The following is a 26308-nucleotide window of genomic DNA, read 5'->3' on the forward strand; positions in this document are numbered from 1 at the left end:
GCTTGAGCCATGCCGCGCCTGTCCGCCCTCACCCACCTCAGCGTACGCCGACTCGGCACCCGGCTGGCACTGGGCTTCGGCCTGATGTGCCTGCTGCTGCTGGGCATCGGTGCGCTGGCGATCGGCCAGTCGCGCGTGATGCAGGCGCAGTTCGCCGCCGCGCTCGACGGGCGCGTTCCGGCGCTGGTGCGGCTGCAGGCGCTGGACCGCGAAGTGCAAAGCGTCAACCTCGCGGCGCGCGACGCGCTGCTCGCCGCCGACGAGGCGGCGGCCACCGCCGCGCTGGCACGCATCGAGGCCGGCCGGCAGAAGATCGGCAGCGAGATCGAGGCGTTGCAGAAGTCGGTCGAAGGCAGTGCCGACCCGTTCGCGCCGGTGGTCGAGGAGCTCGGCACGCAGAGCAGCGGTGCGCTGGTCATGCTGTTGAAGTTTTCGCGCCAGCTGAAGGCCGGCCAGGCCGACGGCGCGAAGACGCAGCTCGCCAGCGCGCTGACCCCGCGCATGAACAGCTTTGCCGCGCTGATTGCCAAGGCGCAGGGGCTGCAGCTCGGCCAGCTCGACGGCGCGCGCCAGAAGTCGGAAGAAGCGGCACGCTGGGGCCAGGGAGCGACCGCCGCCACCGTGGCGGTGGCGATGCTCGTCGCGGCGCTGCTGGCCTGGCGCATCACGCGCGGCATCACGCAGCCGATCCAGGCCATCGTCACGCTGGCCGAACGCATCGCCGCCGGCGACCTCGGCCATCCGATGCAGGCGCCGACGCGACAGGACGAGCTCGGTCAACTGCAGACCGCGATGCTCGACATGCGGCACCAGCTGTGCGAGCTGGTGGCCGGCATCCGGCAGTCGGCCGACAGCATCGCCAACGCCAGCCAGGAGATCGCCGGCGGCAACCATCACCTGAGCCGGCGCACCGAAGAAGCCGCCGCCTCGCTGCAGCGCACCGCGAGTGCGATGGACGCGGTCACGCGATCGGTCGGCGACAGTGCCGCGTCGGCGCAATCGGCCGGCACGATGGTCGCGTCGGCAAGCCAGGCCGCGCACCGCGGCGGCACCGTGGTGCTGCAGGTGATCGACCGCATGGGCGAGATCACGACGGCCAGCAAGCGCATCGCCGACATCACCGGCGTGATCGACAGCATCGCCTTCCAGACCAACATCCTGGCGCTGAACGCCGCCGTCGAGGCGGCGCGTGCCGGCGAGCACGGCCGCGGCTTCGCGGTCGTCGCCAGCGAAGTGCGCGCGCTGGCGCAGCGCTCGGCCACGGCGTCACGCGAGATCAAGGGCCTGATCGGCGACAGCGTCGACAAGGTCGAGGCCGGAAGCAAGCTTGCCGAAGGCGCCGGCTCGGCGATGCGCGAGATCGTCGCCGACGTCGAACGCGTGTCGTCGGTGGTCGGCGACATCTGTTCCCGGGCTTCCAGCCAGAGCAGCGGCCTCGGCGAAGTGAACGCCGCCGTGCGCCAGATCGACGACGTGACGCAGCAGAACGCCGCGCTCGTCGAGCAGAGCACCGCCGCGGCCGAAAGCCTGCGCGAGCAGGCACAGGGGCTGCAGGAGCTGGTGAACCGCTTCCGGCTCGAAGTCGCCTAGATCGCGCAGCTGCGAAAGCCGGCGAAAGCCGCGTCCATTGTCGGCGGCAGGAAGCGCCGCGCCGCCGGATGGCGCTGGCGCGCTGCGGTCCAGTACGACGCACCGCGCAGCACACGCCAGCCGGGCTGGTCGGGCAATGCGTTCTCGCCGGTCGGGCCGCGCCGGTAGCCGGGAAAGTCGCGCGCGCGGCCGGCCACCCACTCGAACACATCGCCCCAGACGAAGCCGCGACCGGTGGCCGCCACGGCGCAGGCCCACTCGGCCTCGGTCGGCAGCCGGCGGCCGGCCCAGCGGCACCAGGCCTCGGCCTCGTGCACGCTCAGGTGCAGGACCGCCTGCACGCCAGGCACGCGCTGCAGCCGGCCGGCGCGATGCACCAGCACGCCGCCGCCGAGCTGCTCGACGTAACGCGGCGCGCGCCGGCCATCGGCCTGCAACCACTGCCAGCCCTCGGCGCTCCACCAGGCCTCGTCGTCGTAGCCGCCGTCCTCGGCGAACTCGGCGAACTGCGCCCAGCAGACGGCTTGCGCGTCGATCTCGAACTCGGGCAGCGTGAGCTCGTGGGCGTGGCGCTCGCCGTCGGGAACGAAGCCGCCCGGCGGCGTGCCCAGCTGCACGCGCTGCGACGGGAACCACAGCGCATCACGGCGCGCACGCACCGGCAGTTCGGCGGCCAGGCCCGGCGGCAGGGCCAGTCCCAGGTGCTGCGCCACCTCGGCCAGCGTCTCGGCAAGCCGGTCCTCGTGCGCCAGCGCAATGCGGAAGAAGTACAGCCCGGGGTCGCTGGCCTCGGCCTTGTCGAGCAGCTCCAGCGTGCCTTCCAGCGTCTCGGCAAGGTAGGCGCGCATCGCCTCGGCTCCCGGTACGCTGCCGGCCCAGCGCTGCGCGCGCGTGCCGGCGGCCGGATCGAGCCACCAGTCGAGCACCGGATCGATGGTCGACAGCCGCACGCCTGGGTGGTCGCAGGCCTCGCCGCGGCCGCGTTGCAGGTGGCGCGAGATCCACAGCTCCTGGAAGCGCCCGGCCTGGCCGATCAGCCAGGCCGGTGGGTCGAACTCGACCGGCGGCGTGGTCTGCGCGGCGACGCCATCGAACAGCGTCAGCCACTGCAGCGTGCGGTTGCGGGCATCGAGCAGCGCCAGCGACAACAGGTCGGCGCCGGCCTGCCGCATCGCGGCGGCATCGTGGATATCGGCGGCGATGAAGCGCGTGGAGCTCATCGCTTCAAAGGTTCTTCTAGCCGCGTTCGATGCGCGCGTAGGCGCTGTGGTTGTGGATCGACTCGAAGTTCTCGACATCGACGCTGTAGCGCCCGATGCGCGCATCGGCATTGAGCTTCAGCGCGACGTCGCGCACCAGGTCTTCGACGAACTTCGGGTTCTCGTAGGCGCGCTCGGTGACCCACTTCTCGTCGGCACGCTTGAGCAGCGGCCACAGCTCGCTGGAGGCCGAATCCTCGGCGAAGCGCACCAGCTCGTGCCACTCGATCGGTGCTTGAAGCTCGACGCGAATCGTCACCAGCGAGCGCTGGTTGTGCGCGCCGTAGTCGGAGATCTCCTTCGAGCACGGGCACAGGCTCTTGACCGGCACGCCGACCTCGGCCCAGACAGCAGTCACGCCGGCGCGCGCCTCGGCGATCCAGCGGCCCTGGTAGTCCATCAGGCTCTGCACGCCGGAGACCGGCGCGCGCTTGCGCAGGAAGAACGGAAAGCGCGCCTCGATGCGGCCCTCGGTCGCCCCCAGCTTGTCGAGCATCCCGCCCAGCCCGGCCTCGAGCTTCGCCGCATCGATCGCCTCGTCCTGCGCATCGAGCCAGGCGACGAAGCGCGACATGTGCGTGCCCTTCTGGTCGGCCGGCAGCGCGACATCGAGGTCCCACATCGCCACCGTGTCCTGGTCGTGGCCGGCGACGCGCAACGTGACCGGCCAGCGCACGTCCTTGATGCCGACGCGCTGGATCGCGAGGTGGCGCTGGTCACGTTCGCTTTGCGTATCGGGGATGTGCAGGGCGTCGGTCAGGTTGGTCATGGGTTCTTCCGGGGGCCGGTCCGGGAGCTTGGCATCAATTCTGTAACCGCGCCACGGCGGGGGCATGTCGCCGGGGCGTCAGTGGCGTCGGCTCGGGGGCCATCAGTGGTTGGCGGCGGGCCGCACCAGTGTCAGGTGGATGCCGAAGCGCTGGCGCACCGATTGTTCGATGCCGGCGGCGTCCAGGCCCTGCAGCGCGAGCAGCTTGACCGGGTCGCCATGTTCGATGAACTGGTCGGGCAGGCCGAGCGACAGCAGCGGCACCGCCAGCCCCGCGGCATGCAGGCACTCGCCGACCGCGCTGCCGGCGCCACCGGCGAGGCAGCCTTCCTCGATGGTTACCAGCGCGTCGTGCGTGCGGGCGAGCTCGGCGATCAGCGCGGTGTCCAGCGGCTTCGCGAAGCGCATGTTGGCGACGGTCGCGTCGAGCTTGGCCGCCGCGTCGAGCGCCGGGTACAGCACGGTGCCGAAGGCCAGCAGCGCGATGCGCTTGCCCGCGCCGGCGACGGTCGACGACTCGCGGCGGATCTCGCCGCGGCCCCAGGGCAGCTCGTCGAGCTGCGCTTCGGGCTGCTTGCCGGCACCAGCGCCGCGCGGATAACGCACCGCCGCCGGCTGCTCGCGCCGGAACGCGGTGGTCAATGCGCGCCGGCACTCGGCCTCGTCGGCCGGTGTCAGCACCGCGAGGTTCGGAATGCAGCGCAGGTAGGCGATGTCGTAGGCACCGCAGTGTGTTGCGCCATCGGCGCCGACGATGCCGGCGCGGTCGAGCGCAAAGGTCACCGGCAGGTTCTGGATCGCGACGTCGTGGATCAGCTGGTCGTAGCCGCGCTGCAGGAAGGTCGAGTAGATCGCCACCACCGGCTTCAGGCCCTCGCAGGCCAGGCCGGCGGCGAAGGTGACCGCATGCTGCTCGGCGATGCCGACGTCGTGGTAACGCGCCGGGAAACGCTTCTCGAACTCGACCAGGCCCGAGCCCTCGCGCATCGCCGGCGTGATCGCCACCAGGCGCAGGTCGGCCTCGGCCATGTCGCACAGCCAGCTGCCGAAGATCTGCGTGAAGCTCGGCTTCGGCGCGGTGGCGGGCTTCTTGAAGCCCTCGGCCGGATCGAACTTGCCCGAGGCGGCGTGGTACTGCACCGGATCGGCCTCGGCCAGCTTGTAGCCGTAGCCTTTGGTGGTCACGACGTGCAGGAACTGCGGGCCCTTGCGGTCGCGCAGGTTCTCCAGCGTCGGGATCAGCGAGTCGAGGTCGTGGCCGTCGATCGGGCCGACGTAAGTGAAGCCGAGCTCCTCGAAAATCGCACCGGGCACCACCATGCCCTTGGTGTGCTCCTCGAAGCGCTTGGCGAACTCGTACAGCGGGGTGCCCTTGAGCACGCTCTTCGCGCCTTCGCGCACCGCGCTGTAGGTCTTGCCGCTCATCAGCCGCGCCAGGTGCTTGTTCAGCGCGCCCACCGGCGGCGAGATCGACATGTCGTTGTCGTTGAGGATCACCAGCAGGTCGGCCGGGCCGACGCCATGCGGCGCGCCGCCGTGGTTCAGCGCCTCGAAGGCCATGCCGCCGGTCAACGCACCGTCGCCGATCACCGCCACCGCGCGGCGGTTCTCGCCCTTCAGCTTGGCCGCATGCGCCATGCCGAGCGCGGCGGAGATCGAGGTCGACGAGTGCGCGGTGCCGAAGGTGTCGTATTCGCTCTCGTCGCGGCGCGGAAATCCCGACAGACCACCGATCTGGCGCAGCGAGCCCATGCGCTCGCGCCGGCCGGTGAGGATCTTGTGCGGATAGGTCTGGTGGCCGACGTCCCAGACGATGCGATCGGCGGGCGTGTTGAAGACGTAGTGCAGCGCGATCGTCAGCTCGACGGTGCCCAGGTTCGACGACAGGTGGCCGCCGGTCTTGCTGACGCTGTCGAGCACGAACTGGCGCAGCTCGCTGGCCAGCGTGCGCAGCTCGGGGCGCGACAAGCGCCTCAAATCCGCGGGCGTGTGAATGGTTTGCAGCAGGGGCGTGGCCATGGCGGCTTTCAGTGTTCGCGGTCGACCACCATGTCGGCCAGGAGGCGCAGGTGTTCGCAGGCGGCGAGGCCGCTGCGGTCGAGGGCGGCGAGGGCTTGAACGTGCAGGCGGCGCGCCTCGGACCGGGCGGCATCGAGCCCGAGAACGGTGACGTAGGTCGGCTTGTCCTGGTCGAGGTCTTTGCCTGCCGTCTTGCCGAGCTTGTCGGAGGCCTGCGTGACGTCGAGGATGTCGTCGACGACCTGGAACGCGAGGCCGATCGCATCGCCGTACTCCGCCAGCGCGTTCCACGCGGCCTCGGTCGCGACGCCGGTGGCCGCGCCCATCAGCACGCTGCCCTGCAGCAGCGCGCCGGTCTTGCGGTGGTGCATGTCGCGCAGCTGTGCTTCGCCCAGCGGCTTGCCGATGCTGGCCAGGTCGATCGCCTGGCCGCCGGCCATGCCGGCATGGCCCGCGGCGCGCGCGAGCAGCGCACACAGGCGCGCCTGCAGCGCGGGCGGCAGGCTGCCGTCCTCGGGCGTCAGCACCTCGAAGGCCAGCGCCTGCATCGCATCGCCGGCGAGCATCGCGCCGGCTTCGCCGTAGCGCACGTGCACAGTAGGCTTACCCCGGCGCAGCACGTCGTTGTCCATGCACGGCATGTCGTCGTGCATCAGTGAATAAGCATGAATCAGTTCGACCGCCACGCCGGCCCGCAACGCTGCCTCCGGTGCACCGTCGACCGCCTCCGCCGCCGCGCGCACCAAGAGCGGCCGCAGCCGCTTGCCGCCATCGAGCACGCCGTAGCGCATCGCTTCGCCCAGGCCCGCCGGCGCATCTGCAGGCACCCAGCGCTCGAGCGCCTGCTCGACATCGCGCAGCGCCTGGCGCATCCAGGCCTCGAAGGAGGCTCGGGCCGCGCTGTTCATTCCGGCGCCCAGTCCTTCAGCTGTCCCTGCTCCAGCACCTGCACCTGCGCCTCGACGGCCTGCAGCCGCTCGCGGCACAAGCCCAGCAACTCGACGCCGCGGCGGTAGTTGTCGAGCAGGTGGTCCAGCGGCAGCTGGCCGCCTTCCATCGCCTGCACCAGGCGCTCCAGCTCGGCCAGCGCGTCTTCGTAGCGCGGGGCCTCGGCCTGGGGGGACGGCAGTGAATCGGTCATCAGTCGGTGTTCGGGGCGAAGCGAGGGATTTTACGGGTTGGTATCCCCTGGAGCCCCTACGGCGCGCTGCGCGCGCCGGTCCCCCGAGGGGAGCGACTGCCTTGGGAACGGCCCGGCGGCAATCCCATACAGACCCCGCCTCGGACCCCCCGGCTACAATCCCCGGCTCGGTCGCTCGTGGGCGTCGCTCCCGGCGGCCGATTTCATCATCGTTGAACTAACCCATCCCGCGGGGCCACCGGGTGGGGGGTATGACATCCTTTCTGGAGATCCTGGGGATCATGTCGGACCTGAGCATCAGTCTCGAAGCTCTGGCGTCGCGCAGCCTTGCGCGACCCGTCACGCAGCTTTCCGTATCCACCTATTTCGCAGACGAGCTGTTTCGTCGCGAGATGGAGCTCATCTACCAGCACGGTCCACGCTACCTCGGGCACGAGCTGGCGGTGCCCGAGGTGGGGGACTACTACGCGCTGGCACACGAAGGCGAGGGCCGCGCGCTCGTTCGCACGCCGCAGGGCGTCGAGCTGATTTCCAACGTCTGCCGGCACCGCCAGGCGGTGATGCTGCGCGGGCGCGGCAATACGAAGTCGAACATCGTCTGCCCGCTGCACCGCTGGACCTACGACCTGCAGGGCCAGCTGCTCGGCGCGCCGCACTTCGACCACGACCCCTGCCTGCACCTGAACAACTACCCGGTGCGGAACTGGAACGGCCTGGTGTTCGAGGACAACGGCCGCGACGTCGCCGCGGAGCTGGCCGGGATCGGTCCGCGCGCGCAGCTCGATTTCGAGGGCTACGTGCTCGACAAGGTGCACCTGCACGAGTGCCACTACAACTGGAAGACCTTCATCGAGGTCTACCTCGAGGACTACCACGTCGGGCCGTTCCATCCGGGGCTCGGCCGCTTCGTCAGCTGCGACGACCTCGAATGGGAGTTCGGCCGCCACCACTCGGTGCAGACGGTGGGCGTGCACCAGGCGCTGCAAAAACCCGGCAGCGACACCTACCGGCGCTGGCACGACGCGGTGCTGGGCTTCAACGGCGGCCAGCCGCCGAAGCACGGCGCGATCTGGCTGACCTACTACCCGAACATCATGGTCGAGTGGTACCCGCACGTGCTGGTGGTGTCGACGCTCTACCCCAAGGGCCCGCAGAAGACGCTCAACGTCGTCGAGTTCTACTACCCCGAGGAAATCGTCGCCTTCGAGCGCGAGTTCGTCGAGGCGGGCCAAGCCGCCTACCTCGAGACCTGCATCGAGGACGACGAGATCGCCGAGCGCATGGACGCCGGCCGCAAGGCCTTGTTCGAGCGCGGCGACGACGAGGCCGGGCCGTACCAGTCGCCGATGGAAGACGGCATGCGCGCCTTTCACGAGTGGTACCGGCGCGAGATGGGGATGGGGCGCTAGACGCGGTGCTGGCCGGCCGACCAGCGCTGCTGCACGGTCTCGACCAGTCCGATCGCCCAGCACATCGGGCAGCCGCGCATCACCACCAGCGCCAGCAGCCCGGCGCCGAGCGAGAGCGCGCCGTGCGCGTGCTGCTGGCCGATGGCGAAGGCGAGCAGGCCGAAGGCCACGGCACCGCGCACGAGGTGGCCGCCGATCGTGCGCGTCGCGAACAGGCCGGCGGGGCTCTTGCCGAGGGCCTTGATCATCGGCGCACCTCCCGGGCATCCCGTGCGTCCCGTGCATCAGGACCCAGGAACTCGCGCACCAGCGCGCGGGCCCGCAGCAAGCGGCTCTTGGTCGCCTCGCGCGTGATGCCCAGGCAGGCGGCGGCTTCGCTGATCGTCAGCTGCTCCATGTCGCGCAGCAGGATCACGTCGCGGTACATCGCCGGCAGCGACTCGAGCGCGCGCACCAGGTCCAGGCGCAGCTCGTCCGTCGGCAGGCGGGCGAAATACTCGGCCTCGTGCCGCTCGGTCAACGCTTCCACGCCGCGCAGGAAGCCCAGCACCGGCAGCATGCACAGGCGGGTGACGACGCGGAAGATCCACGCCGCCAGCGCCAGCGGATCACGCACCTTGCCGACGCGCCGGTACAGCACCAGCAAGGCCTCCTGCACCACGTCTTCGATCGCCGAGGCGCGGTGGCACTGGCGGCGCGCGTAGCGCCGGATGTCGGGCTGAAGCTCGCGCAGCAGGCGGTCGAGCGCGACCGGGTCGCCGGCCTGGGCGGCGACGAACAGCGCGCGGTCGGGCCGGATCACCGGCGCTCCTCGATCGGCCGCCGGCCGGCCATCGCGCAGGCCGGGCAGAAGCCGAACAGCGCCGTCAGCCCGGCCACCACGCCGCTGGCAGCCAGCACCCAGCCGAGCGGCGTGAAGCCGATCTGCGTCAACGCGCAGCCAACGATCAGCGCGCCGCCCAGCAGGCGCGCCGCGCGTTCCTTGCCGCCCATGTTCTTGCGATACAGCATCTCTTCACCTCGATCTGCCCGTTTCGATGGGCATCACGGGCAAGGAGAGGCGAAACGCGCAAAAGGATTCAGGCCGGCCAGAAATTTCTCCTCAGGGCTGGTAGGCCCAGGCGCCCTTCTCGATCCTGACCATCACGCGGGCGCGCTGGTCGAGGCCGTTGTGGTCGTTGGGCGACATGTTGAAGATGCCATGCGCACCGGCGACTTCCTTCACCGTTTCCAGCGCATCGCGCAGCGCGGCGCGGAACGCGGGCGTGCCGGGCTGGCTCTTCTTGACCGCCGCCGTCACGGCCGCCTGCATCAGCAGCCCCGCGTCCCAGGCATGGGCGCCGAAGGTCGAGACGCTGCCCTTGCCGTGCTTGGCCTCGTAGGCGGCGATGTAGTCGAGCGCCGTCTTCTTCGCCGGGTGCGTCGCCGGCAGTTGCGCAGCGACCAGCACCGGCCCCGACGGCAGCAGCGTGCCCTCGCCATCGCTGCCGACGACGCGCAGGAAGTCGTTGTTCGCGACGCCGTGTGTCTGGTAGATGGCGCCCTTGTAGCCGCGCTCCTTCAGCGTCTTCTGCGGCAGCGCGGCCGGCGTGCCCGAGGCGGCGATCAGCACCGCCTGCGGATTGGCGCCGACCAGCTTCAGCACCTGGCCGGTGACCGACGAATCGGTGCGGTTGTAGCGCTCGGTGGCGACCAGCGTGATGCCCTTCAGGCCCGCGGCCTTGCCGAACTCCTGCAGCCAGCCTTCGCCGTAGGCATCGGCGAAGCCGACGAAGCCGACCGACTTGATGCCGTGGTCGGCCATGTGCGTGGCGATCGCCAGCGCCATCATGATGTCGTTCTGCGGCGTCTTGAAGATCCAGCGCCGCTTCGCATCGACCGGCTCGACGATGCGTGCCGACGCCGCCATCGAGATCATCGGCGTCTGGCTCTCGGAGACGACGTCGAGCATCGCCAGCGAGTTCGGCGTCGTCGTCGAGCCGATGATCAGGTCGACCTTGCTCTCGGTGATCAGCCGGCGCGCGTTGGTCACCGCGGCCGTCGTGTCCGACGCATCGTCGAGCACGATGTAGGTGATCTTGTGGCCGGCGATCGTGCGCGGCATCAGCTCGATGGTGTTCTTCTCCGGGATGCCGAGCGAAGCGGCCGGCCCGGTGGCCGACAGCGTGACGCCGACGGTGACGTCGGCCTGTGCCAGCAGCGCGGTGGCGCCGAGCGCGGCGGCGGTGAGCAGCGAGCGGAGGGTCTTCATGGCAGGGTCTCCTTCTTCGTCATCGTCGAACGTCGGGATTCGGCCCGTTGGCGCGCCGCAGCCTCGGGCGGCGGCTGCACCGCGGCGAGCCCGCCCAGGAACAGGTCGACCACCACCGGCGCCATCGCCGCGTGGCTGTGCGCTCCGTCGGGCTTCAGCCAGGTGAACATCCAGTTGATCATGCCGAACAGCAGCATCGTCAGCGGCGTCGCCAGCGCCGCGTCGCCGAGCTCGGGCCGCAGCGCCCGCACCGCCTGCGCGAACGCGGCGACGACGCGCCGCTCGCCGCCGAGCACCCGCTCGCGCGCCTCGCCGTCGAGGAACTTGACGTCCTCGGTCAGCACGCGGTGCTCGTGCTGCGCGTCGGCGTACGCCATCACGAAGCGCGTGATCAGCGCCGCAAGCCGCTCGCGCGGCGGCAGCGCCGTGGCCGCGACATCGGCCACCAGCGCCTCGAGCCGCGCGATGTGCGCTTCGGCGACGCGCAGCAGCAGCTCGTGCTTGTCGCGCACGTAGTGGTAGAGCGTCGGCTTCGAGATGCCGCACGCGGCCGCGACCTCGTTCATCGAGGTCGCCGTGTAGCCCTGACGTGCAAAGAGCGCGGCCGCCTGCGCAAGGATCAACTCGCGCTGGTCGTCGTAGCCGGCACTGCGGACGCGGGCCATGCGGGGCTTCAGCGGGGCCGCCGGTCGATCACGCGCCGCGCCTTGCCGACCAGCGTGCGCTCGATCGAATCCGGCAGCCCGACATCGACTTGCGCACTGACGCCGATCAGGTCCTTGATGCGCTGCTGCAGCACGGCGGCGATCGCCGCGCGGTCGGCTGTTTGGGCCTGGCTGGGCAGCAGCTCGCAGCGCACCGTCAGCTCGTCGAGCAGCGCCTCGCGGCTGACCACCAGCTGGTACTGGCCGGCGAGCGCGCCGTGCTGCAGCACCAGCTCCTCGATCTGCGTCGGGAACAGGTTGACGCCGCGGATGATCAGCATGTCGTCGCTGCGGCCGACCAGCTTGGCCATGCGCCGCATGCTGCGCGACGTCGGCGGCAGAAGACGCGTCAGGTCGCGCGTGCGGTAGCGGATCAGCGGCAGCGCCTCCTTGGTCAGCGTGGTGAAAACGAGCTCGCCCTCCGATCCGTCCGGGAGTACCGCGCCGGTCTCCGGATCGATGATCTCGGGCAGGAAGTGGTCCTCCCAGATCACCGGCCCGTCCTTGCTCTCGATGCACTCGTTGGCGACGCCCGGGCCCATCACCTCGGACAGGCCGTAGATGTCGACCGCATCGATCGCCGCGCCGGCCTCGATCTCGGCGCGCATCGCCTCGGTCCACGGCTCGGCGCCGAACACGCCGATCTGCACCGACATCGCGCGCGGATCGAGCCCCTGGCGCCGGAACTCCTCGATGATCACCTGCATGTAGCTCGGCGTGACCATGATGACGTCGGGCTTCAGGTCCTGGATCAGCTGCACCTGCTTCTCGGTCTGCCCGCCCGACATCGGGATCACCGTGCAGCCCAACGCTTCAGCGCCGTAGTGCGCGCCCAGGCCACCGGTGAAGAGGCCGTAGCCGTAGGCCACGTGCACCAGGTCGCCGGCGCGCGCGCCCGAAGCGCGCAGCGAACGCGCCATCAGGCCGGCCCAGGTGTCGATGTCGTTCTTCGTGTAGCCGACGACGGTGGGCTTGCCGGTGGTGCCCGAAGACGCATGCACGCGCGCCACCTGCTCGCGCGGCACGGCGAACAGGCCGAACGGATAGTTCGCGCGCAGGTCGGCCTTGTTCGTGAACGGAAACTTCGCCAGGTCGGCGAGCGAACGGCAATCCGCCGGCTGCACGCCGCCGGCGTCGAAGGCCTGCCGGTAGTGCGGCACGTGCTGGTAGGCACGCACAAGCGTCGCCTGCAGCCGCGCGAGCTGCAGCGCCTCGATCTCATCGCGGCTGGCGCGCTCGATCGGCTCCAGCTCCTCGGCTCGTGATCGCTTGACGGGCATCGGCCTCTCCTGCACTGCGCGCATTCCGCGCCCTGCCCTGCGAAGGTTCAGGCGCGGTCGTTGCATTGACCGACCGGTCGGTCGTGCAACGGTCGGATGCTAGGGGCGGCAGTGGGGACGGCGCAAGCCCGCGCCGACTAGGGGCTTTCCCAGGCTCGGAGATGGCGGGGCGGGATGGGCCCGAGGGGCCGCCCGGCTAGCGGCCGGCGACCTTGCGCAGCAGCTCGATCAGCAGCGCGCGCTCGGCGCTGCTCAGCCGGCTCTGCAGCTCGCGCTCCATCGGCTGCGCGGCTTCGGCGGTCTGCTGCGCGAGCTCGAGACCGGCCGCGGTCAGCACGATGTTGTGCGAGCGGCGGTCGACCTGGCTGCGCTCGCGCAGCAGCAGCCCGCGCTCCTGCAGGCGGTCGAGCAGCAGCGTCAGGTTCGGCGGCGTCAGCGCCAGCGTCTGGCCGAGTCTTTTGGGCGTCAGCGCGCCGTTGGCCTGCAGCAGCATCAGGATCGAGAACTCGACCTTGCGCAGCCCGAAGCGCTCGCCGATGTGGCGCTCGAACATGTCGACCGTCGTCACCGAGGCTTGCGCGACGTGGTAGCCGAGCACGTCGGCGAGCGTGCCGAGCGCGAGCCGGTCACCATCCACCACTGCTGGCAGCAGCTCGTCGAGGGTCGAGGTCGGGCGTGCCATCACGATCCTTCGTTTCAGTCACGCCGGCGCGCGGCGCCGAGGTAGGTGTCGATGACCCGCGGATCGCCGGCCAGCTGCCGCGCCGGCCCGTGCAGCGCGAAGCTGCCGGTCTCCAGCACGTAGCCGTGGTCGGCGACATCGAGCGCGGCGCGTGCGTTCTGCTCGATCAGCAGGATGCTGACGCCCTCGCCGCGCAGCCGCTCGATGATGTGGAAGACCTCGCGCACGATCAGCGGCGCCAGGCCCAGGCTGGGCTCGTCGAGCATCAGCAGCTTCGGTTTCGACATCAGCGCGCGGCCGACCGCCAGCATCTGGCGCTCGCCGCCCGACAAGGTGCCGGCCAGCTGCGCGCGGCGCTCCTTCAGGCGCGGGAACAGCGTGTAGACGCGCTCGAGCTCGTTGCGCCAGCCGGGCACGCGCTGCTTCATCGCGCGGTAGCCGCCGAGCACCAGGTTGTCCTCGACCGGCATGGTGCCGAAGAGCTCGCGCTTCTCCGGCACCAGCGCCAGGCCGAACATCACGCGCTCCTCGAGCGACATGTCGGACAGGTCGTGGCCATCGAAGACGATGCGCCCGCGCGAGGGCAGCATCGCCATCAGCGCGTTCAGGGTCGTCGACTTGCCGGCGCCGTTGGGGCCGATGATCGTCACGACCTGGCCCTGCGGCACCTCGAAGTTCAGGCCGGTCAGGACCTCGGCGCGGCCGTAGCCGGCGTGAAGATCGCCAACACTCAAAAGGGGCGAGGCCATCAGTGCTCCGTCCCGAGATACGCCGCCCGCACCGCCGGACTCGCCTGCACCTCTTCCGGCGTGCCCTCGATCAGCCGCGTGCCGAACTCCATCACGACGATGCGGTCGACCAGGCCCATCACGAAGTCCATGTCGTGCTCGACCAGCAGGATCGACAGGCCTTCGGCCTTCAATTGCCGCAGCACCGCGGCAAGCGCCTCTTTCTCCTTCAGCCGCAGGCCGGCGGCCGGCTCGTCGAGCAGCAGCAGCGCCGGGTCGGTGCACAGCGCGCGGGCGATCTCCATCAGCCGCTGCGGGCCGAGCGCCAGGTTGCCGGCGAGCTCGTGCATGCGATCGGCCAGGCCGATGCGCTGCAGCTGCGCCTCGGCCTCGGCGAAGAGCCGGCGCTCCTCCGCGCGATCGAGCCGCAGCATCGCGCGCACCGCGCCCGATTCGGTGCGCAGGTAGCCGCCGAGCGCGACGTTCTCGAGCACCGTCATCTCCGGAATCATCTTGACGTGCTGGAAGGTGCGCGAGATGCCGCGCCGGGCGATGGTGCGCGAGGGCAGCCCGTCGATGCGCTGGCCGTTGAAGCGCACCTGGCCGCTGGTCAGCGCGAGCACGCCGGTGATCAGATTGAAGGTCGTCGACTTGCCGGCGCCGTTCGGGCCGATCAGGCCGAAGATGTCGCCGGCGCGCAGCGCGAACGACACGTCGTTGACGGCGACCAGCCCGCCGAAGGCCTTGCGCACCGCATCCACTTCGAGCAGCAGCGCGCCCTTGGCCGGCTTGTCGCGCGCAGGCAGCGGCGCGGCGCCTTCCCAGTCGCGCTGTCGCGGGCTGCGCGGCAGGCGGTCGGTGACGAAGGTCCACAGCCCGTTCGGCGCGTACTTCAGCACCGCGATCAGCACCAGCCCGAAGACGATGATCTCGAAATTGCCGCTGGTGCCGATCAATCTGGGCAACAGCACCTGCAGTTGGTCCTCGACCAGCTTGACGACGCCCGCGCCGATGAAGGCACCCCAGACATGGCCGACGCCGCCGAGCACCGCCATGAACAGGTACTCGATGCCCTTGTGCAGCCCGAACGGCGACGGGTTCACGGTGCGCTGGAAGTGCGCGAACAGCCAGCCCGACACGGAGGCCAGCACCGCCGCCAGCACGAAGGCCAGCACCTTGTAGCGCAGCGTCGAGATGCCCATCGCCTCGGCCATCGTGGTGCCCGCCTTCAGCGCGCGGATCGCCCGGCCGGGGCGCGAATCGAGCAGGTGCGTGACCGCGACGGCCGACGCCAGCGCGAAGACCCAGATCAGCCCGTAGATGCCGCGCCCGCTGCCCAGGCTGATGCCGCCCAAAGTGATCGGCGGCACGCCGAGGATGCCGTCGTACTTGCCGAGCCACTCCATGTTGGACATGGTGTAGTAGATCGTCAGGCCCCAGGCGATCGTTGCCAGCGGCAGGTAGTGGCCCGACATGCGCAGCGTGATCGCGCCCAGCACCAGCGCGACGAGCACGCTCAGGGCCACGCCGACGAAGAGCGTCAGCCACGGCGACACGCCCATCTTCACTGCGAGGAACGCCGCCGTGTAGGCACCGACGCCGACGAAGGCCGCCTGGCCGAACGAGGTCAGGCCGGCGACGCCGGTCAGCAGCACCAGGCCGAGCGAGACGATGGCATACAGGCCGATGTAGTTGAGCTGCGTGATCCAGAAGTCCGGCAGCGGCAGCAGCGGCAGCGCCAGCATGAAGAGCGCAAAGGCAGGAAATCCGAAACGGTGCACGGCTTGCATCAGTGCTCCTCGCCGTGCGGATCGGCGAGCGAGCGCCACAACAACACCGGAATGATCGAGCTGAAGACGATCACCTCCTTGAACGCGCTGGCCCAGAACGAACCGAAGCTTTCGAGCAATCCGACCACCAGCGCGCCCAGCAGCGCCTGCGGATAACTGGCGAGGCCGGCGAAGACCGCGGCGACGAAGCCCTTCAGCCCGATCAGGAAGCCGGAGTCGTAGAAGACCGTGGTCGTCGGGCCGATGAGCAACCCGGACAAGGCGCCGATGAAGGCGGCCAGCGTGAAGGTCAGGCGGCCGGCCGAATCGGACGAGATGCCCATCAGCCGCGCGCCCAGCCGGTTCACCGCGGTCGCCCGCAGCGCCTTGCCGACCAGCGAGCGCTCGAAGAACAGCCACAACGAGACGATCAGCAGCAGCGACGCGAAGAAGATGATCAGCGTCTGGCCGGTGAAGGTGAGCGGCCCGACGTTGAAGCGCGCGTCCCAGAAACTCGGGTTGCGAAAGCCCTCGGCGCCGAAGAAGAACAGGCCCAGCCCGGTCAGCGCGAAGTGCACGCCCACCGAGACGATCAGCAGCACCAGCACGCTGGCATCGGCCAGCGACTCGTAGGCCAGGCGGTAGATCAGCGGGCCGAACGGCGTGACCAGGGCCAGCGTCAGCAGCGCCTGCGCGAGCAGCGGAAATTTCTGCGGCGCGGCCCAGATCGCGAACAGCGAGATCACCACCGGGTAGCCGAGCGTGCGCAGCATCCGCAGCGCGATGCGCCGCGCGCCGTGGTGGTGCTGGATGCCTTGCGTCAGGTCGGCCAGCGCCGCGGCACCGGCCAGGATCAGCAGGAACCACACCGTGCCGGGCACCTGCCCGAGCTGCAGCAGCGCGAGCGTCAATGCGCCGAAGGCGACGAATTCGCCCTGCGGGATGAAGATCACCCGCGTGACGGCGAACACCAGCACGGTGGCAAGCGCCAACAGCGCGTAGACCGCACCGTTGGTCGCGCCGTCCAGCGCCAGGATGGCGGCGATCGAGAAGTCCATCTGGGACGCGTACTTCTGGATTTACTCTTCGTAGGCCCAATCGCCGTTGACGACCTTCAGCATCACGCCGGTCTTGGTCGTGTAGCCCCAGTGGTCGTCCTTGGTCCAGTTCATGATGCCGTGCGCGAACACCGTGCGGCCCATGTTCTCGATGGCCTCCTTCAGTGCGGCGCGGAATTCCGGCGTTCCAGGCTTTGCTTTCTTCAGCGCCACCGGCACCACCTTCTCGAGCACGATCAGCGCGTCGTAGGCGTGGCCGGCGAACTGGTTGCGCGAGCCGGCGCCGTAGGCCTTCTCGTACTTGGCGACGAAGTCCAGCGCCAGCGGCTTCGACGGGTGGCTGTCGGGCAGCAGCTCGCCGACGACGGCGGGGCCGGAGACGACGTAGGTGCCCTCGACGTCCTTGCCGCCGATGCGCATCAGGTCGCGCGTGGCCGCCGCATGCGTCTGGTAGATCTTGCCCTTGAAGCCGCGCTCGACGATGGCCTTCTGCGGCATCGCGGCGCCCGAGCCGGAGGCGACGATCAGCATCGCATCGGGGTTCGCGGCGACCAGCTTCAGCGCCTGCGCGGTGACGCTGGTATCGCTGCGCGCGAAGCGCTCGGTGGCGACCACCTTGACGCCCTGCTTCTCGGCCAGCGGCGTGAATTCCTTCAGCCACTGCTCGCCGTAGGCATCGGTGTAGCCGAGGAAGCCCACCGTCTTGATGTTGTGCTTCCTCATCAGGTTCAGCATCGCGTGCGCCATCACCGAGTTGGACTGCGGCAGGCGGAAGGTCCACGCATCCTTGCCCGGCGGCAGGCCGGCCGGCGACGCGGCCAGCTGCACGGTGCCCGATTCGGCGGCCACGTCGGCCATCGGAATCGCCACCGGCGTCGCCGCCGAGCCGATGATGATGTCGACCTTGTCCTCGGTGACGAAGCGGCGCGCGTTCTGCACCCCCTTGGTCGGGTCGGTCGCGTCGTCGAGGATGATGACCTTCAACTTCTCGCCGCCGACCGTCTGCGGCCAGAGCTTGAAGTAGTTCTGCATCGGGATGCCGAGGCCCGAGGCCGGGCCGGTCAGCGGCAGGCTGATGCCGACGGTGACGTCGGCCCACACGGGGGCGGCAGCCAGCAAGGCCGCCGCGGCGGCCAGCACGTTCTTCAGCAGCTTCATCGTCTTGTCTCCAGTCGTTGTCACAGGCAGTGGAATCACAGGCACAGCGCCTTGATGTCCTCGGGAATCGGGATCGCGCGGATGCGCTCGGGGTCGTCGGGATCGCGCACGACGAAGGCGCGCACCTCCGTGCCTTCGCACAGCAGCTCGTCACCGCGGCGCACCACGTGGCGATGGCGGAAGGTCTTGACCGCCCACTCCTCGACGGTGGTGTGCACCTGGATCTCTTCGCCGTAGGTGGCGGGGCGCAGGAAGCGGGTGTGGATCTCGAGCAGCGGCGTGCCGACGATGCCGCGCGTCTTCACCAGCTCGCGCCACGGCGGCACGCCGCAGGCCATGAAGAAGTTGAGCGAGGCCTGGTCCATCCAGCGCGAGAAGTTCGGGAAGAAGACGATGCCGGCGGGATCGCAGTCGCCGAACGTGACATTGACCCTGTGGACGTGGACTCGGCTCATGGGCGTTCCACCTTGCCTGCCCGCTTGTCGAGGAACGCGCGCAGCCGTTCCTGGGCTTCCGGCGTACTCTCGGCCACCGCGGCCATCAGCGACTCGGTGAACAGGCCATCGCTCTGCGACTGGTCGGCGATGCGGGGCAGCGCGTGCATCACCGCGAAGTTCGACATCGGCGCGTTGCCGGCGATGCGGCGCGCGAGCGCGATGCCGCGCGCCAGCCCCTCGCCGTCGGGCACCAGGTACTGCGCCAGGCCGGCCTGCACGGCTTCGTCGGAACCGAGCGTGCGGCCGGTCAGCATCATGTCGGACATGCGCGCGACGCCCATCAGCCGCGGCAGCCGCGCCGAGCCACCACCGCCGACGAAGAGGCCGCGCTGCCCTTCCGGCAGCCCGAAGTAGGCCGAGGCCTCGGCCACGCGCACATGGCAGGCCGCAGCGAGCTCCAGGCCCCCGCCGACCACCGCGCCGTGCATCACCGCGACCACCGGCACGCGACCGAACTGCACGGCATCGAAGGCCGCGTGCCACATGCGCGAATGCAGCACGCCGCCGACGACATCGCGCTCGACCAGCTCGGCCAGGTCGAGCCCGGCGCAGAAGTGCGCGCCCTCGCCACTGATCACTGCGGCACCGATGTGCTCGGGCAGGTTGACGAACGCGCTGTGCAGCTGCTGCACCAGGGTGTCGCTCAGCGCGTTGCGCTTGGCCGGGCGGTTCATGCGCACGTGCGCCACGGAGCCGCCCAGCGTGACCTGCAGCAGGTCCAGCGAGCCGAGCAGGCCATCGGCAGGAAGGAATTCGGAAGTCATCGGCCGTTCTGTGTTGGGCCGAATTTAGTTCATACAGTTAACTTAAAGATTGGGGCAAACCCGCAATCTCTTATCGAAGCCTGGCGCGGCACATAGTTAAGGGGAGTAATGAATCAGGCGGGGAACTGCAGCACCGCGTTGGGCGGCGGCAAGGCGCTGCGCGACTCCGCCGCCGCGTCGACCGGGCGCCACGGGCGCCCCGATTCGGCCTCGTCCATGCTCGTGTAGCTGCCAAGCACCCGAAAGCCGCCGAGGCCCCAGGGCCGGCCCTGCGCATGCAGCAGCGATGGCCCGGCAGCGACATGGAAGTGCAGGTGCGGCCCCGACGAATTGACGCCCGATCGGCCGACCAACGCGATCACCTGGCCCGCCTTGACCGACTGGCCGGCGGCGACGCTGACCGAGCCGCGCAACAGGTGCTCGTAGAAGACGAAGCGGCCGGCACCGGCTTCGAGGCAGACGTAGTTGCCGGCGACGTCCTCCGGCGACCAGCGCGTCGCGGGCCGCGGCGCGTCGAGCACGTCGTCGCGATCGTTGCGCACGGCCACCACCGTCGCATCGGCCACCGCCAGCACCTCGTGGCCGAGGCCGTGCCAGCGGTCGAAGCGCGCCTGCTCACTGTCGGGCGCGGCGCGGCCGCGTTCGTCGAGCCGGATCCAGTCGATCGCGAAACGCGCCGGGATGAAGCGCCGGCCGTCGCGCTCGAAGGCGGAGCGACGGTGGCCGAACGGGAACGCGGGGTCGTACACCGCCACCCACGGGCCGCCGCGCAGGGGCGGGCGCAGCGCGATCGGCGGCTGCACGGCGACGTCGAGCGCGGCCGTGCCGGCATCGGTGGCGAGCTCGAGACGCAGCGCGGGCGGCGGCGAGTCGTCACCCGTTAGCGCGTGCCAGAGGTAGAGCGTGGCCGACTCACCGCCGGCGAGCGCCGCGCGCTCCAGCGGCTTGCCGCGCGGCAGCGCGCCGGCGGCCTGGAGCTCGGCGGGGGTGAGCGTCAGCAGCCGGGGCGCTGCGGCACCGGGGCCGAACGCATGCAGGCCGCGCAGCTCGATCGTGCCGCCGCCCGGATGGGCCGCGAGCAACTCACCCACCAGCCACCAGCGGCCGCTGCTGCGCACGATCGCAAAGTCATCCAGCGCGCTCAAGGCGACCGGCGATGCAGCGAACGCCGGGGCCGTGACCAGCGCGGCGCCGCTCAGCAGCACCTGGCGACGGGACGGCAGCAGCGATGCAGGCATGGCGGCGGATCGAGTGCGGAGCGGGCGATCCTAGCGCCGCCCGGTCGCCGCTAGCGCCTGAACCACACGGCGCCGATCGACAGGCTCCCGCCCAGCGACCACAGCAGCATCGACACCCCGGCGGCCGCGCCCAGCCCACCCAGCAGCAGCGGCACGGCGAGATAGCTGGCGTTGAGCATCACGATGCGCAGCCCCAGCGTCTCGGCCTGGCGCTCGGCGGGTGACTGCGCATGCAGCAGCGCCATCACGCTCGGCAGCGCGATGCCCAGCCCGACGCCGAGCACGAACTGCAGCAGCAGCGCCCAGGTCAGCGCCGGCAGCAGCGGCAGCAGCGCGAAGCAGCCGCCGGCGCTGATCAGGGTCGTGCGGATCGTCGTCCAGTCGCCGACGCGCCGGCGCCAGGCGGCGCTGCCCAGCCGCACCAGCCCGACGCCGAGGCCGAAGGCCGCGCCCAGGTCGCCGACCGTGGCCGCCGACCAGCCCTGCTGCGTCGCGTACAGCGGCAGCAGAAAGCCGTTCGCATTCCAGCCCAGCGCCATCAGCAGGTCGGCGATCAGGATGCGGCGCAGTGCCGGATCGCGGAGCACCGCGCCGCCGGCTGCGGCCGCTGCGCGCTGTGACGCCGCGCTGCCGCGCCGGGCGTGCAGGTGACGCCGACCGAAACCCGCGCCGACCGCCGCGGCCAGGGGCAGCAAGCCGAGCAGCGCGAAGGTGAACGCCGCGCCGGCCGAGGACAGGCCATGGCCGGCGATGAACGGCCCGAGGCCGATCGACACCGAGGTGCCGATGCCGAAACTGGCGAAGGCCGCGCTGCGCTGCGGCTCGTCGCGCCGGCCGAGCTGGCTTTGCAGCGCGAGTAGCGCCATCGAATAGCCACCCCCGCCGAGCACCGCAGCAGCGCCCAGCCCCACCAGCGATTGCGGCGCCAGCGCCGCGGCCGCCAGTCCGCTCACCTGCGCCGCCAGTCCCAGCAGCAGCGGGCGGCGCGTGCCGATGCGATCGATCCAGCGCCCGATCGCCAGCGAGCCGAGCGTCGGCACGATGGCGAACGACGCCAGCAGCAGCCCGAACCCGAGCGCCGGCGCGCCGAGCGCCAGCGCCTGCAGCGACACCGCGACGCGGGCGCCGGTCAGCGCGGTGTGCGCCAGCACGCACAGCAGCACCAGCGCATGGTGGCCGAGGGGATGGGGCCGGAGGTGGGGCCGGGGATCGATCGACGACGAAGCCATGGCCGGCTATGCTGCCGCCGGATCACCCATTGGGGAAGTCAAGTGTTCTGAGCTTCCCGATCAGGAATCCTGATGCGCGCATTGAACCTGGACCAACTGCGAACCCTCGTCTCGGTGCTCGAGCTCGGCAGCTTCTCGGCCGCGGCGCGCGCGCTGCATCTGGCGCAGCCGACGATCAGCCTGCATGTCGCCGAGCTCGAATCGAAGCTCGGCACGCCGCTGCTGCTGCGCGGCGGGCCGCGCGTGCAGCCGACCCCCGCCGGCGAGCTGCTGGCCGAGCGCGCGCACCGGCTGCTGCGCGATGCCGACGAGGCGATCGAGCTGGTGCAACGCCAGCGCGACGGCCGCGCCGGGCGCGTGCGGCTGGGCAGCTCGACCGGCGCGATGGTGCACCTGCTGCCGCAGCTGCTCGAGGCGCTGGACGCCGCGCTGCCGGAGATCGACGTGCAGGTGACCATCGGCCGCTCGAGCGAGCTGATGGCCAAGCTCTTCGTCGGCGACGTCGACCTCGCGCTGGTCGCCTTGCCGCAGCCGCGTTATCCGCAGATCCGCGTCACGCCCTGGCGCAGCACGCCGATGATGGCGATGCTGCCGGCGCGCTGGCCGGCGCCGAAGCTCATCACGCCGCAGTGGCTGGCCGACAAGCCGCTGATCCTCAACGAGCCGGACACGCACGTGCGGCGCCAGGTGATGGACTGGTTCGCCGGCGCCGGCGTGCTGCCGCGTGCGCGCATCGAGATGAGCTTCAACGAGGTGACGCGGCGCCTGATCGCTGCCGGCTACGGCGCGGCCATCCTGCCCTTCGAACACCCGAGCGAAGCGCTCGACGGCCGCATCCAGGTACTGCGCCTGAAGCCGGCCATGCCACGGCGCCTCGGCGTCGCCTGCCGTTCGGCGAAGACGCTGGCCGCGCCGATCCGCAGCGTGCTCGACGCGGTGATGGCCTTCCGCGAGTGACCCACCGCAGGGCTTTCGGCTCGCCGCCGAAGCAGCGGGCCGGCCGGCGGGGCTTGCTGCGCCAGGACGCCTTCAGCTCAGAGCGCGACAGCCTCCCGCTGCGCCATGCCGAACGGTTGAGCGCTCTCGCGCAGCTGCCGGCGCACGGCGCGCTGCCACGGCAGGCGGTTGACGACGTCGTTCAGCACCACGACGCAGGCATCGCGGTCCAGCGCCTGCCCCGGCGCCAGCTCGAGCGCGACGTTGCTCGAGATCTTCATCGGGTTGCTGAGCACGACGATCCAGGGCAAGGCCTCGCTCCAGTCCCAGGCCAGCACCAGGGTCGGCGACTTGCCGCTGACCCAGGTCGTCCGCCCCGATCGGCCCCCCGGCAGGTTGTCGGGGTTCTTGATCAGGGTTCCCCAGTGGCGAAAGCTCGCCCGCACGAAGTCCTGTTGTGGCGACAATACCGCCGGCCAGGCTTTGATGTTCAAAGCTCCCATGTCATCCTCCGAACGAAAGTGACGGTCACGCTGCTCGAGCGTGTGCACTGATCTTCGTCCGCCGATGCATATCCGATAACTCCCCAGGGGCGCAGCTAGACAAGTTCGACGGTTTATGCCAACGCTCAACGACTATCAGGCAGTTGCGGAGGCTCGCACCAAGGACGAGTTGTTGGACGCGTTGCTGTCGGTGGCGAACCAACTCGACTTTGGGTTGCTGACCTCCCTGCTCGTGCTGGAGCGCCCACAGCAACCCAATACGGTCGTATCGCTGGCGAACTTTCCGACGGGTTATGCGGACGCGGCCAATGACCCCGCCGCCTCGAAGCGCGATCCTGTTCTCGACCGACTGAGGCGACTCAGCGTTCCCATCGTCTGGGACCAAGCCACCTACATAAACGATGGGGCCGCAGACCTGTGGGACATTCAGGCCCCTTTCGGATACCGAACCGGTGTCGCTGTCTGTCTGCACCTGCCCGGCGCGCGTCACTTCGTACTTGGCATCGATCGCGAAAAGGCCTTGCCGAAGAACGATGTTCGACTGACTCGGCTCCTTGCCGATGTTCAACTCCTTGCAGTGCATGCGCAGGACGCCGCCATCCGTGTGCTTGCACCCCTTGCCCAGCCCGCCCGGGTCGCATCCTTGACCCGGCGTGAAACCGAAGTCCTGCGCTGGACCATGCTGGGGAAGGACACCAACGCCATCGCGCAGATTCTGAGCCTGAGCCCTAGCACGGTGAAGTTCCACGCGGAGAACGCGATCGCCAAACTCGGCTGCGAAACCAGACATGCCGCTGTCCTTCGGGCGATCGAGTTTGGCCTCTTGGCAAGTCGGTAGCACATCCAAGTTCGCCCGTCAACCTCTGCCCGGGCGCAGTTACGCGACTTTCCCCTGCTTGATGGAATCGGGTTGCCGATCTCGTCACGGCGCAACGCCAAAGGGGCCCCACATGTCGCACGCCGCTTACACCTTCATCCCGTCCCTTCCGCGCACCGGCTTCTAGGCCTGCCAAGACCGAGTCTTCAGAACACACCGCTCAGGGAACCCCTTTCCGCCGAAACCCACGCCAGCGTCCGTCCTCCCTCCCTCCCTCTCATTTGGACGTTGGATTCGGCTTTTTTCCAATCCGGGCAGCATCGCCTTCTGTCATCGGGCACCTGCCTATCGCGACTCCCGCAACCACCCCGGCCACCGTGATCGACCACCAAGCCGACGTGCCGGATGGAACCCTGATCGGGACGGTTCTCTACATCGAGGACGATCCGGTCAGCAGCTCGCTCGTCGAAGAGATCCTTCTGACGCTGCACCCGCACCTGACCTTGCTCCGCGCCGCCACCGGCGCGGAAGGCGTTCGCCTCGCGCGCGAACAACACCCCGACCTGGTGCTGCTCGACATGCACCTGCCGGACACCTCCGGCCTCGAGGTCATTCGCGAGCTCAATCGCGAGATCGCCGCCGGCGCTTTCCGCATCGTGCTGCTGACCGCGGACCGGATCTCCGCCGACGTCATCAAGGCCCTCAGCCTGGGCGCCTACGAGTACTGGGCCAAGCCGATCAACATCCCGCAGTTCGACCGCGGCGTGCGGCGCGCGCTGTCCGGCGCGCCGGCGCTGCTGCCGATGCACCTGGCGCAGGCCATCGGCGGCCGCGCGCCGGCCTGAAGGGCCCTGCCAATACCCCTTCGCGGGCAGGTCCACGGGGCGCTGGCTTGACGTTTCCCAACATGGGAACGTTGAAGATGCGGGCCTGAGCCCAGGGCGGCGGCCGGGCCGGCAGTTCAAGGCGCTGGCCCAGGCGCACATTCGGCGACCTCGACCGCAAGCTTGCAGAGCTGCAAGCGATGAAGGCGACACTCGAGCATCTGGTGCGCTGCTGCCGCGGCGTCGACCGGCCGGCGTGCCCCATCATCGGCGCGCTGGCGGGCCAGCGTGCCGATGGCGATTCAGACCCTGGCGAACCATGAACCTTCTGCGATCGATTGCCACCGTGGCGGCCGCCGCGCTGCTCGCCGGCTGCGCGTCGTTCTCCGACGACGGCGGCTTCGGCGCCGTCAGCGAGCTGACGCGTGAACGCAGCGGCCACGCGCCGGCCTGGCAGCGCGGTCCCGACCCGAGCGCCGCCGTGCGCGCGCGCGTCGCCGAGCTGCTGAACGCGCCGCTCGATGCCGACACGGCGGCCGAGGTCGCGCTCTTGAACCACCGCGGCCTGCAGGCGCGCTTTGCCGAGCTGGGCATCGCCGAGGCCGAGCTGGTGCGCGCGGGGCGGCTGCGCAATCCCGGCTTCTCGTTCAGCCGCATGCGCGGCGCCTTCGCGCTGAAGGAGATCGAGCGCTCGCTGATGTTCGACGTGCTGGGCCTGCTGACGCTGCCGAGCGCGCGCGCGGTCGGTGAGCGCCAGTTCGAACAGGCGCAGCTGCAGGCCGCCGCCGATGCCGTCGGCGCGGCGACCGAGGCGCGGCTGGCCTTCTTCGGCGCCGTCGCCGCCGCAGAGTTGCTGCGCTATCACGAACAGGTGAAAGAAGCGGCCGACGCGTCGAGCGAGCTGGCGCGCCGCATGCAGCAGGCGGGCAACTTCAGCACGCTCGCGCAGCTGCGCGAGCAGTCGTTCCAGGCCGATGCGACGGCGCAGCTGGCGCGCGCAAACCAGGAGGCCGTCGCCGGGCGCGAGCGGCTGGCGCGTGCGCTCGGGCTGGCCCAAACCACCTTTCGGCTGCCCGAGCGCCTGCCGGAGCTGCCGGCGCAGCCGCCCGAGCCGCGCGGGCTCGAGCAGGCCGTCATCGACCGCCGGCTCGACGTGCTGATGGCCCGCCGCGCCGCCGAAGCCACCGCGCGCAACCTCGGGCTGACGAAGGCGACGCGGATGGTCAACGTGCTGGAGCTCGGCTACCGCAACAAGAGCACGAGCTTCGATCCGCGCGAGAACGGCTGGGAGATCGAGCTCGAGCTGCCGCTGTTCGACTTCGGCGGCACACGCGTCGCGCGGGCCGAAAGCCTGTACCTGCAGGCGCTGCACCAGGTCGCCGACACGGCGCTGAACGCGCGCTCCGAGGTGCGCGAGGCCGATGCGGCCCGGCGCGGCGCCTATGCGCTGGCTCGGCACTACCGCGACGAGGTCGTGCCGCTGAAGAAGCGCATCTCGGAAGAAAACCTGCTGCGCTACAACGGCATGCTGATCAGCGTCTTCGAGCTGCTCGCCGATGCGCGCGAGCAGGTGCACGGCGTCAGCGGCTACGTGCACGCGCTGCGAGATTTCTGGATCGCCGAGACGCAGCTGCAAGCCGCCCTCGCCGGCCGCTCCCCCGGCGCCGCGCCCTGAAACAAGGC

27 protein-coding genes are annotated in these 26308 nt (G+C 70.2%); 6 read left to right on the plus strand and 21 right to left on the minus strand.

Annotated features, from left to right (window positions below):
- Positions 1-9 precede the first annotated feature (9 nt).
- Entirely contained in the window at positions 10-1590 is a 1581-nt protein-coding gene (locus HLB44_RS27105; RefSeq protein ID WP_173130279.1) for a methyl-accepting chemotaxis protein, read from the plus strand.
- Here the strand turns inward: HLB44_RS27105 and HLB44_RS27110 are convergent.
- From HLB44_RS27110 to xseB, 5 genes are all read right to left on the minus strand, one after another.
- Positions 1587-2810: an SUMF1/EgtB/PvdO family nonheme iron enzyme gene (locus HLB44_RS27110; RefSeq protein ID WP_173130294.1), complete on the minus strand. Its 1224-nt coding sequence runs from the start codon at positions 2808-2810 to the stop codon at positions 1587-1589. The two genes, HLB44_RS27105 and HLB44_RS27110, sit on opposite strands and share 4 nt — an antisense overlap.
- A 16-nt stretch (positions 2811-2826) precedes the next feature.
- A complete protein-coding gene (gene folE2 / locus HLB44_RS27115) occupies positions 2827-3618 on the minus strand; it encodes a GTP cyclohydrolase FolE2 (RefSeq protein ID WP_173130297.1) in 792 nt (263 codons plus the stop codon).
- A 102-nt stretch (positions 3619-3720) separates the two neighbouring features.
- The gene (gene dxs / locus HLB44_RS27120; protein WP_173130300.1) at positions 3721-5637 is read right to left on the minus strand and encodes a 1-deoxy-D-xylulose-5-phosphate synthase; all 1917 of its coding nucleotides are present in this window, start codon (positions 5635-5637) and stop codon (positions 3721-3723) included.
- Positions 5638-5645: 8 nt separating this feature from the next.
- Entirely contained in the window at positions 5646-6545 is a 900-nt protein-coding gene (locus HLB44_RS27125) for a polyprenyl synthetase family protein (RefSeq protein ID WP_173130303.1), read from the minus strand.
- The gene (gene xseB / locus HLB44_RS27130; RefSeq protein WP_173130306.1) at positions 6542-6778 is read right to left on the minus strand and encodes an exodeoxyribonuclease VII small subunit; all 237 of its coding nucleotides are present in this window, start codon (positions 6776-6778) and stop codon (positions 6542-6544) included. Before xseB ends, HLB44_RS27125 begins: the two co-directional genes overlap by 4 nt.
- A gap of 281 nt (positions 6779-7059) precedes the next feature.
- On the opposite strand from xseB, the gene HLB44_RS27135 reads away from it, so the two are divergent.
- Positions 7060-8187 carry an aromatic ring-hydroxylating oxygenase subunit alpha gene (locus HLB44_RS27135; RefSeq protein ID WP_173131101.1) on the plus strand — a complete coding sequence of 376 codons (1128 nt, stop codon included), beginning with the start codon at positions 7060-7062 and terminating at the stop codon, positions 8185-8187.
- On the opposite strand, the gene HLB44_RS27140 is transcribed toward HLB44_RS27135, so the two are convergent.
- From HLB44_RS27140 to HLB44_RS27210, 15 genes are all read right to left on the minus strand, one after another.
- Positions 8184-8435 (minus strand): hypothetical protein, encoded by a 252-nt coding sequence (locus tag HLB44_RS27140; RefSeq protein ID WP_173130308.1) that lies wholly within the window; start codon positions 8433-8435, stop codon positions 8184-8186. The two genes, HLB44_RS27135 and HLB44_RS27140, sit on opposite strands and share 4 nt — an antisense overlap.
- A complete protein-coding gene (locus HLB44_RS27145) occupies positions 8432-8989 on the minus strand; it encodes an RNA polymerase sigma factor (RefSeq protein WP_343051578.1) in 558 nt (185 codons plus the stop codon). Before HLB44_RS27145 ends, HLB44_RS27140 begins: the two co-directional genes overlap by 4 nt.
- Positions 8986-9198, minus strand: coding sequence for a YgaP family membrane protein (locus HLB44_RS27150; protein ID WP_173130311.1), 213 nt, complete (start codon positions 9196-9198; stop codon positions 8986-8988). The genes HLB44_RS27145 and HLB44_RS27150 overlap by 4 nt, the downstream gene beginning before the upstream one ends.
- Positions 9199-9289: 91 nt before the next feature.
- Positions 9290-10438 carry an ABC transporter substrate-binding protein gene (locus tag HLB44_RS27155; RefSeq protein ID WP_173130315.1) on the minus strand — a complete coding sequence of 383 codons (1149 nt, stop codon included), beginning with the start codon at positions 10436-10438 and terminating at the stop codon, positions 9290-9292.
- Positions 10435-11103 (minus strand): TetR/AcrR family transcriptional regulator, encoded by a 669-nt coding sequence (locus HLB44_RS27160; RefSeq protein ID WP_173130318.1) that lies wholly within the window; start codon positions 11101-11103, stop codon positions 10435-10437. The genes HLB44_RS27155 and HLB44_RS27160 overlap by 4 nt, the downstream gene beginning before the upstream one ends.
- An 8-nt stretch (positions 11104-11111) precedes the next feature.
- Positions 11112-12422 (minus strand): phenylacetate--CoA ligase PaaK, encoded by a 1311-nt coding sequence (paaK, locus tag HLB44_RS27165; RefSeq protein ID WP_173130322.1) that lies wholly within the window; start codon positions 12420-12422, stop codon positions 11112-11114.
- A 196-nt stretch (positions 12423-12618) separates the two neighbouring features.
- Complete coding sequence (locus tag HLB44_RS27170) at positions 12619-13104, minus strand: MarR family winged helix-turn-helix transcriptional regulator (RefSeq protein WP_173130325.1); 486 nt, start codon at positions 13102-13104, stop codon at positions 12619-12621.
- Positions 13105-13118: 14 nt separating this feature from the next.
- Positions 13119-13853 (minus strand): ABC transporter ATP-binding protein, encoded by a 735-nt coding sequence (locus tag HLB44_RS27175; protein WP_173130328.1) that lies wholly within the window; start codon positions 13851-13853, stop codon positions 13119-13121.
- The gene (locus HLB44_RS27180) at positions 13853-15622 is read right to left on the minus strand and encodes a branched-chain amino acid ABC transporter ATP-binding protein/permease (protein ID WP_173130331.1); all 1770 of its coding nucleotides are present in this window, start codon (positions 15620-15622) and stop codon (positions 13853-13855) included. The genes HLB44_RS27175 and HLB44_RS27180 overlap by 1 nt, the downstream gene beginning before the upstream one ends.
- Positions 15622-16659, minus strand: coding sequence for a branched-chain amino acid ABC transporter permease (locus HLB44_RS27185; RefSeq protein WP_173130334.1), 1038 nt, complete (start codon positions 16657-16659; stop codon positions 15622-15624). The genes HLB44_RS27180 and HLB44_RS27185 overlap by 1 nt, the downstream gene beginning before the upstream one ends.
- Before the next feature lie 21 nt (positions 16660-16680).
- Positions 16681-17817 carry an ABC transporter substrate-binding protein gene (locus HLB44_RS27190; protein ID WP_173130337.1) on the minus strand — a complete coding sequence of 379 codons (1137 nt, stop codon included), beginning with the start codon at positions 17815-17817 and terminating at the stop codon, positions 16681-16683.
- Positions 17818-17852: 35 nt separating this feature from the next.
- Entirely contained in the window at positions 17853-18272 is a 420-nt protein-coding gene (locus HLB44_RS27195) for an acyl-CoA thioesterase (RefSeq protein WP_173130341.1), read from the minus strand.
- Positions 18269-19078 (minus strand): crotonase/enoyl-CoA hydratase family protein, encoded by an 810-nt coding sequence (locus HLB44_RS27200; RefSeq protein ID WP_173130344.1) that lies wholly within the window; start codon positions 19076-19078, stop codon positions 18269-18271. The genes HLB44_RS27195 and HLB44_RS27200 overlap by 4 nt, the downstream gene beginning before the upstream one ends.
- 113 nt (positions 19079-19191) lie before the next feature.
- Positions 19192-20316 carry a M23 family metallopeptidase gene (locus HLB44_RS27205; protein ID WP_173130347.1) on the minus strand — a complete coding sequence of 375 codons (1125 nt, stop codon included), beginning with the start codon at positions 20314-20316 and terminating at the stop codon, positions 19192-19194.
- Between the two features lie 50 nt (positions 20317-20366).
- Positions 20367-21545 carry an MFS transporter gene (locus tag HLB44_RS27210; protein WP_173130350.1) on the minus strand — a complete coding sequence of 393 codons (1179 nt, stop codon included), beginning with the start codon at positions 21543-21545 and terminating at the stop codon, positions 20367-20369.
- Positions 21546-21617: 72 nt separating this feature from the next.
- Here HLB44_RS27210 and HLB44_RS27215 point away from each other — a divergent pair, with 72 nt between their 5' ends.
- Positions 21618-22502 carry a LysR family transcriptional regulator gene (locus HLB44_RS27215; RefSeq protein WP_173130353.1) on the plus strand — a complete coding sequence of 295 codons (885 nt, stop codon included), beginning with the start codon at positions 21618-21620 and terminating at the stop codon, positions 22500-22502.
- Positions 22503-22579: 77 nt separating this feature from the next.
- Here the strand turns inward: HLB44_RS27215 and HLB44_RS27220 are convergent, their stop codons facing one another.
- On the minus strand, positions 22580-22984 hold the full coding sequence (locus HLB44_RS27220; protein WP_173130356.1) for a hypothetical protein: 405 nt from the start codon (positions 22982-22984) through the stop codon (positions 22580-22582).
- 115 nt (positions 22985-23099) lie between these two features.
- On the opposite strand from HLB44_RS27220, the gene HLB44_RS27225 reads away from it, so the two are divergent.
- From HLB44_RS27225 to HLB44_RS27235, 3 genes are all read left to right on the plus strand, one after another.
- Complete coding sequence (locus HLB44_RS27225; RefSeq protein WP_173130359.1) at positions 23100-23822, plus strand: helix-turn-helix transcriptional regulator; 723 nt, start codon at positions 23100-23102, stop codon at positions 23820-23822.
- A 356-nt stretch (positions 23823-24178) separates the two neighbouring features.
- Positions 24179-24646 (plus strand): response regulator, encoded by a 468-nt coding sequence (locus HLB44_RS27230; protein ID WP_343051581.1) that lies wholly within the window; start codon positions 24179-24181, stop codon positions 24644-24646.
- 298 nt (positions 24647-24944) lie between these two features.
- A complete protein-coding gene (locus HLB44_RS27235; RefSeq protein ID WP_173130362.1) occupies positions 24945-26300 on the plus strand; it encodes a TolC family protein in 1356 nt (451 codons plus the stop codon).
- Positions 26301-26308: the final 8 nt, after the last annotated feature.

This window comes from Pseudaquabacterium terrae (assembly GCF_013266755.1).
Taxonomy (GTDB): Bacteria; Pseudomonadota; Gammaproteobacteria; order Burkholderiales; family Burkholderiaceae_C; genus Pseudaquabacterium; species Pseudaquabacterium terrae.

Excerpts from the sequence above, each read along its gene's own strand:
- HLB44_RS27105 (WP_173130279.1), top strand. The coding sequence starts at position 10 with ATGCCGCGCCTGTCCGCCCTCACCCACCTCAGCGTACGCCGACTCGGC.
- HLB44_RS27110 (WP_173130294.1), bottom strand. The coding sequence starts at position 2,810 with ATGAGCTCCACGCGCTTCATCGCCGCCGATATCCACGATGCCGCCGCG.
- folE2 (WP_173130297.1), bottom strand. The coding sequence starts at position 3,618 with ATGACCAACCTGACCGACGCCCTGCACATCCCCGATACGCAAAGCGAA.
- dxs (WP_173130300.1), bottom strand. The coding sequence starts at position 5,637 with ATGGCCACGCCCCTGCTGCAAACCATTCACACGCCCGCGGATTTGAGG.
- HLB44_RS27125 (WP_173130303.1), bottom strand. The coding sequence starts at position 6,545 with ATGAACAGCGCGGCCCGAGCCTCCTTCGAGGCCTGGATGCGCCAGGCG.
- xseB (WP_173130306.1), bottom strand. The coding sequence starts at position 6,778 with ATGACCGATTCACTGCCGTCCCCCCAGGCCGAGGCCCCGCGCTACGAA.
- HLB44_RS27135 (WP_173131101.1), top strand. The coding sequence starts at position 7,060 with ATGTCGGACCTGAGCATCAGTCTCGAAGCTCTGGCGTCGCGCAGCCTT.
- HLB44_RS27140 (WP_173130308.1), bottom strand. The coding sequence starts at position 8,435 with ATGATCAAGGCCCTCGGCAAGAGCCCCGCCGGCCTGTTCGCGACGCGC.
- HLB44_RS27150 (WP_173130311.1), bottom strand. The coding sequence starts at position 9,198 with ATGCTGTATCGCAAGAACATGGGCGGCAAGGAACGCGCGGCGCGCCTG.
- HLB44_RS27155 (WP_173130315.1), bottom strand. The coding sequence starts at position 10,438 with ATGAAGACCCTCCGCTCGCTGCTCACCGCCGCCGCGCTCGGCGCCACC.
- HLB44_RS27160 (WP_173130318.1), bottom strand. The coding sequence starts at position 11,103 with ATGGCCCGCGTCCGCAGTGCCGGCTACGACGACCAGCGCGAGTTGATC.
- paaK (WP_173130322.1), bottom strand. The coding sequence starts at position 12,422 with ATGCCCGTCAAGCGATCACGAGCCGAGGAGCTGGAGCCGATCGAGCGC.
- HLB44_RS27170 (WP_173130325.1), bottom strand. The coding sequence starts at position 13,104 with ATGGCACGCCCGACCTCGACCCTCGACGAGCTGCTGCCAGCAGTGGTG.
- HLB44_RS27175 (WP_173130328.1), bottom strand. The coding sequence starts at position 13,853 with ATGGCCTCGCCCCTTTTGAGTGTTGGCGATCTTCACGCCGGCTACGGC.
- HLB44_RS27180 (WP_173130331.1), bottom strand. The coding sequence starts at position 15,622 with ATGCAAGCCGTGCACCGTTTCGGATTTCCTGCCTTTGCGCTCTTCATG.
- HLB44_RS27185 (WP_173130334.1), bottom strand. The coding sequence starts at position 16,659 with ATGGACTTCTCGATCGCCGCCATCCTGGCGCTGGACGGCGCGACCAAC.
- HLB44_RS27190 (WP_173130337.1), bottom strand. The coding sequence starts at position 17,817 with ATGAAGCTGCTGAAGAACGTGCTGGCCGCCGCGGCGGCCTTGCTGGCT.
- HLB44_RS27195 (WP_173130341.1), bottom strand. The coding sequence starts at position 18,272 with ATGAGCCGAGTCCACGTCCACAGGGTCAATGTCACGTTCGGCGACTGC.
- HLB44_RS27200 (WP_173130344.1), bottom strand. The coding sequence starts at position 19,078 with ATGACTTCCGAATTCCTTCCTGCCGATGGCCTGCTCGGCTCGCTGGAC.
- HLB44_RS27205 (WP_173130347.1), bottom strand. The coding sequence starts at position 20,316 with ATGCCTGCATCGCTGCTGCCGTCCCGTCGCCAGGTGCTGCTGAGCGGC.
- HLB44_RS27210 (WP_173130350.1), bottom strand. The coding sequence starts at position 21,545 with ATGGCTTCGTCGTCGATCGATCCCCGGCCCCACCTCCGGCCCCATCCC.
- HLB44_RS27215 (WP_173130353.1), top strand. The coding sequence starts at position 21,618 with ATGCGCGCATTGAACCTGGACCAACTGCGAACCCTCGTCTCGGTGCTC.
- HLB44_RS27220 (WP_173130356.1), bottom strand. The coding sequence starts at position 22,984 with ATGGGAGCTTTGAACATCAAAGCCTGGCCGGCGGTATTGTCGCCACAA.
- HLB44_RS27225 (WP_173130359.1), top strand. The coding sequence starts at position 23,100 with ATGCCAACGCTCAACGACTATCAGGCAGTTGCGGAGGCTCGCACCAAG.
- HLB44_RS27235 (WP_173130362.1), top strand. The coding sequence starts at position 24,945 with ATGAACCTTCTGCGATCGATTGCCACCGTGGCGGCCGCCGCGCTGCTC.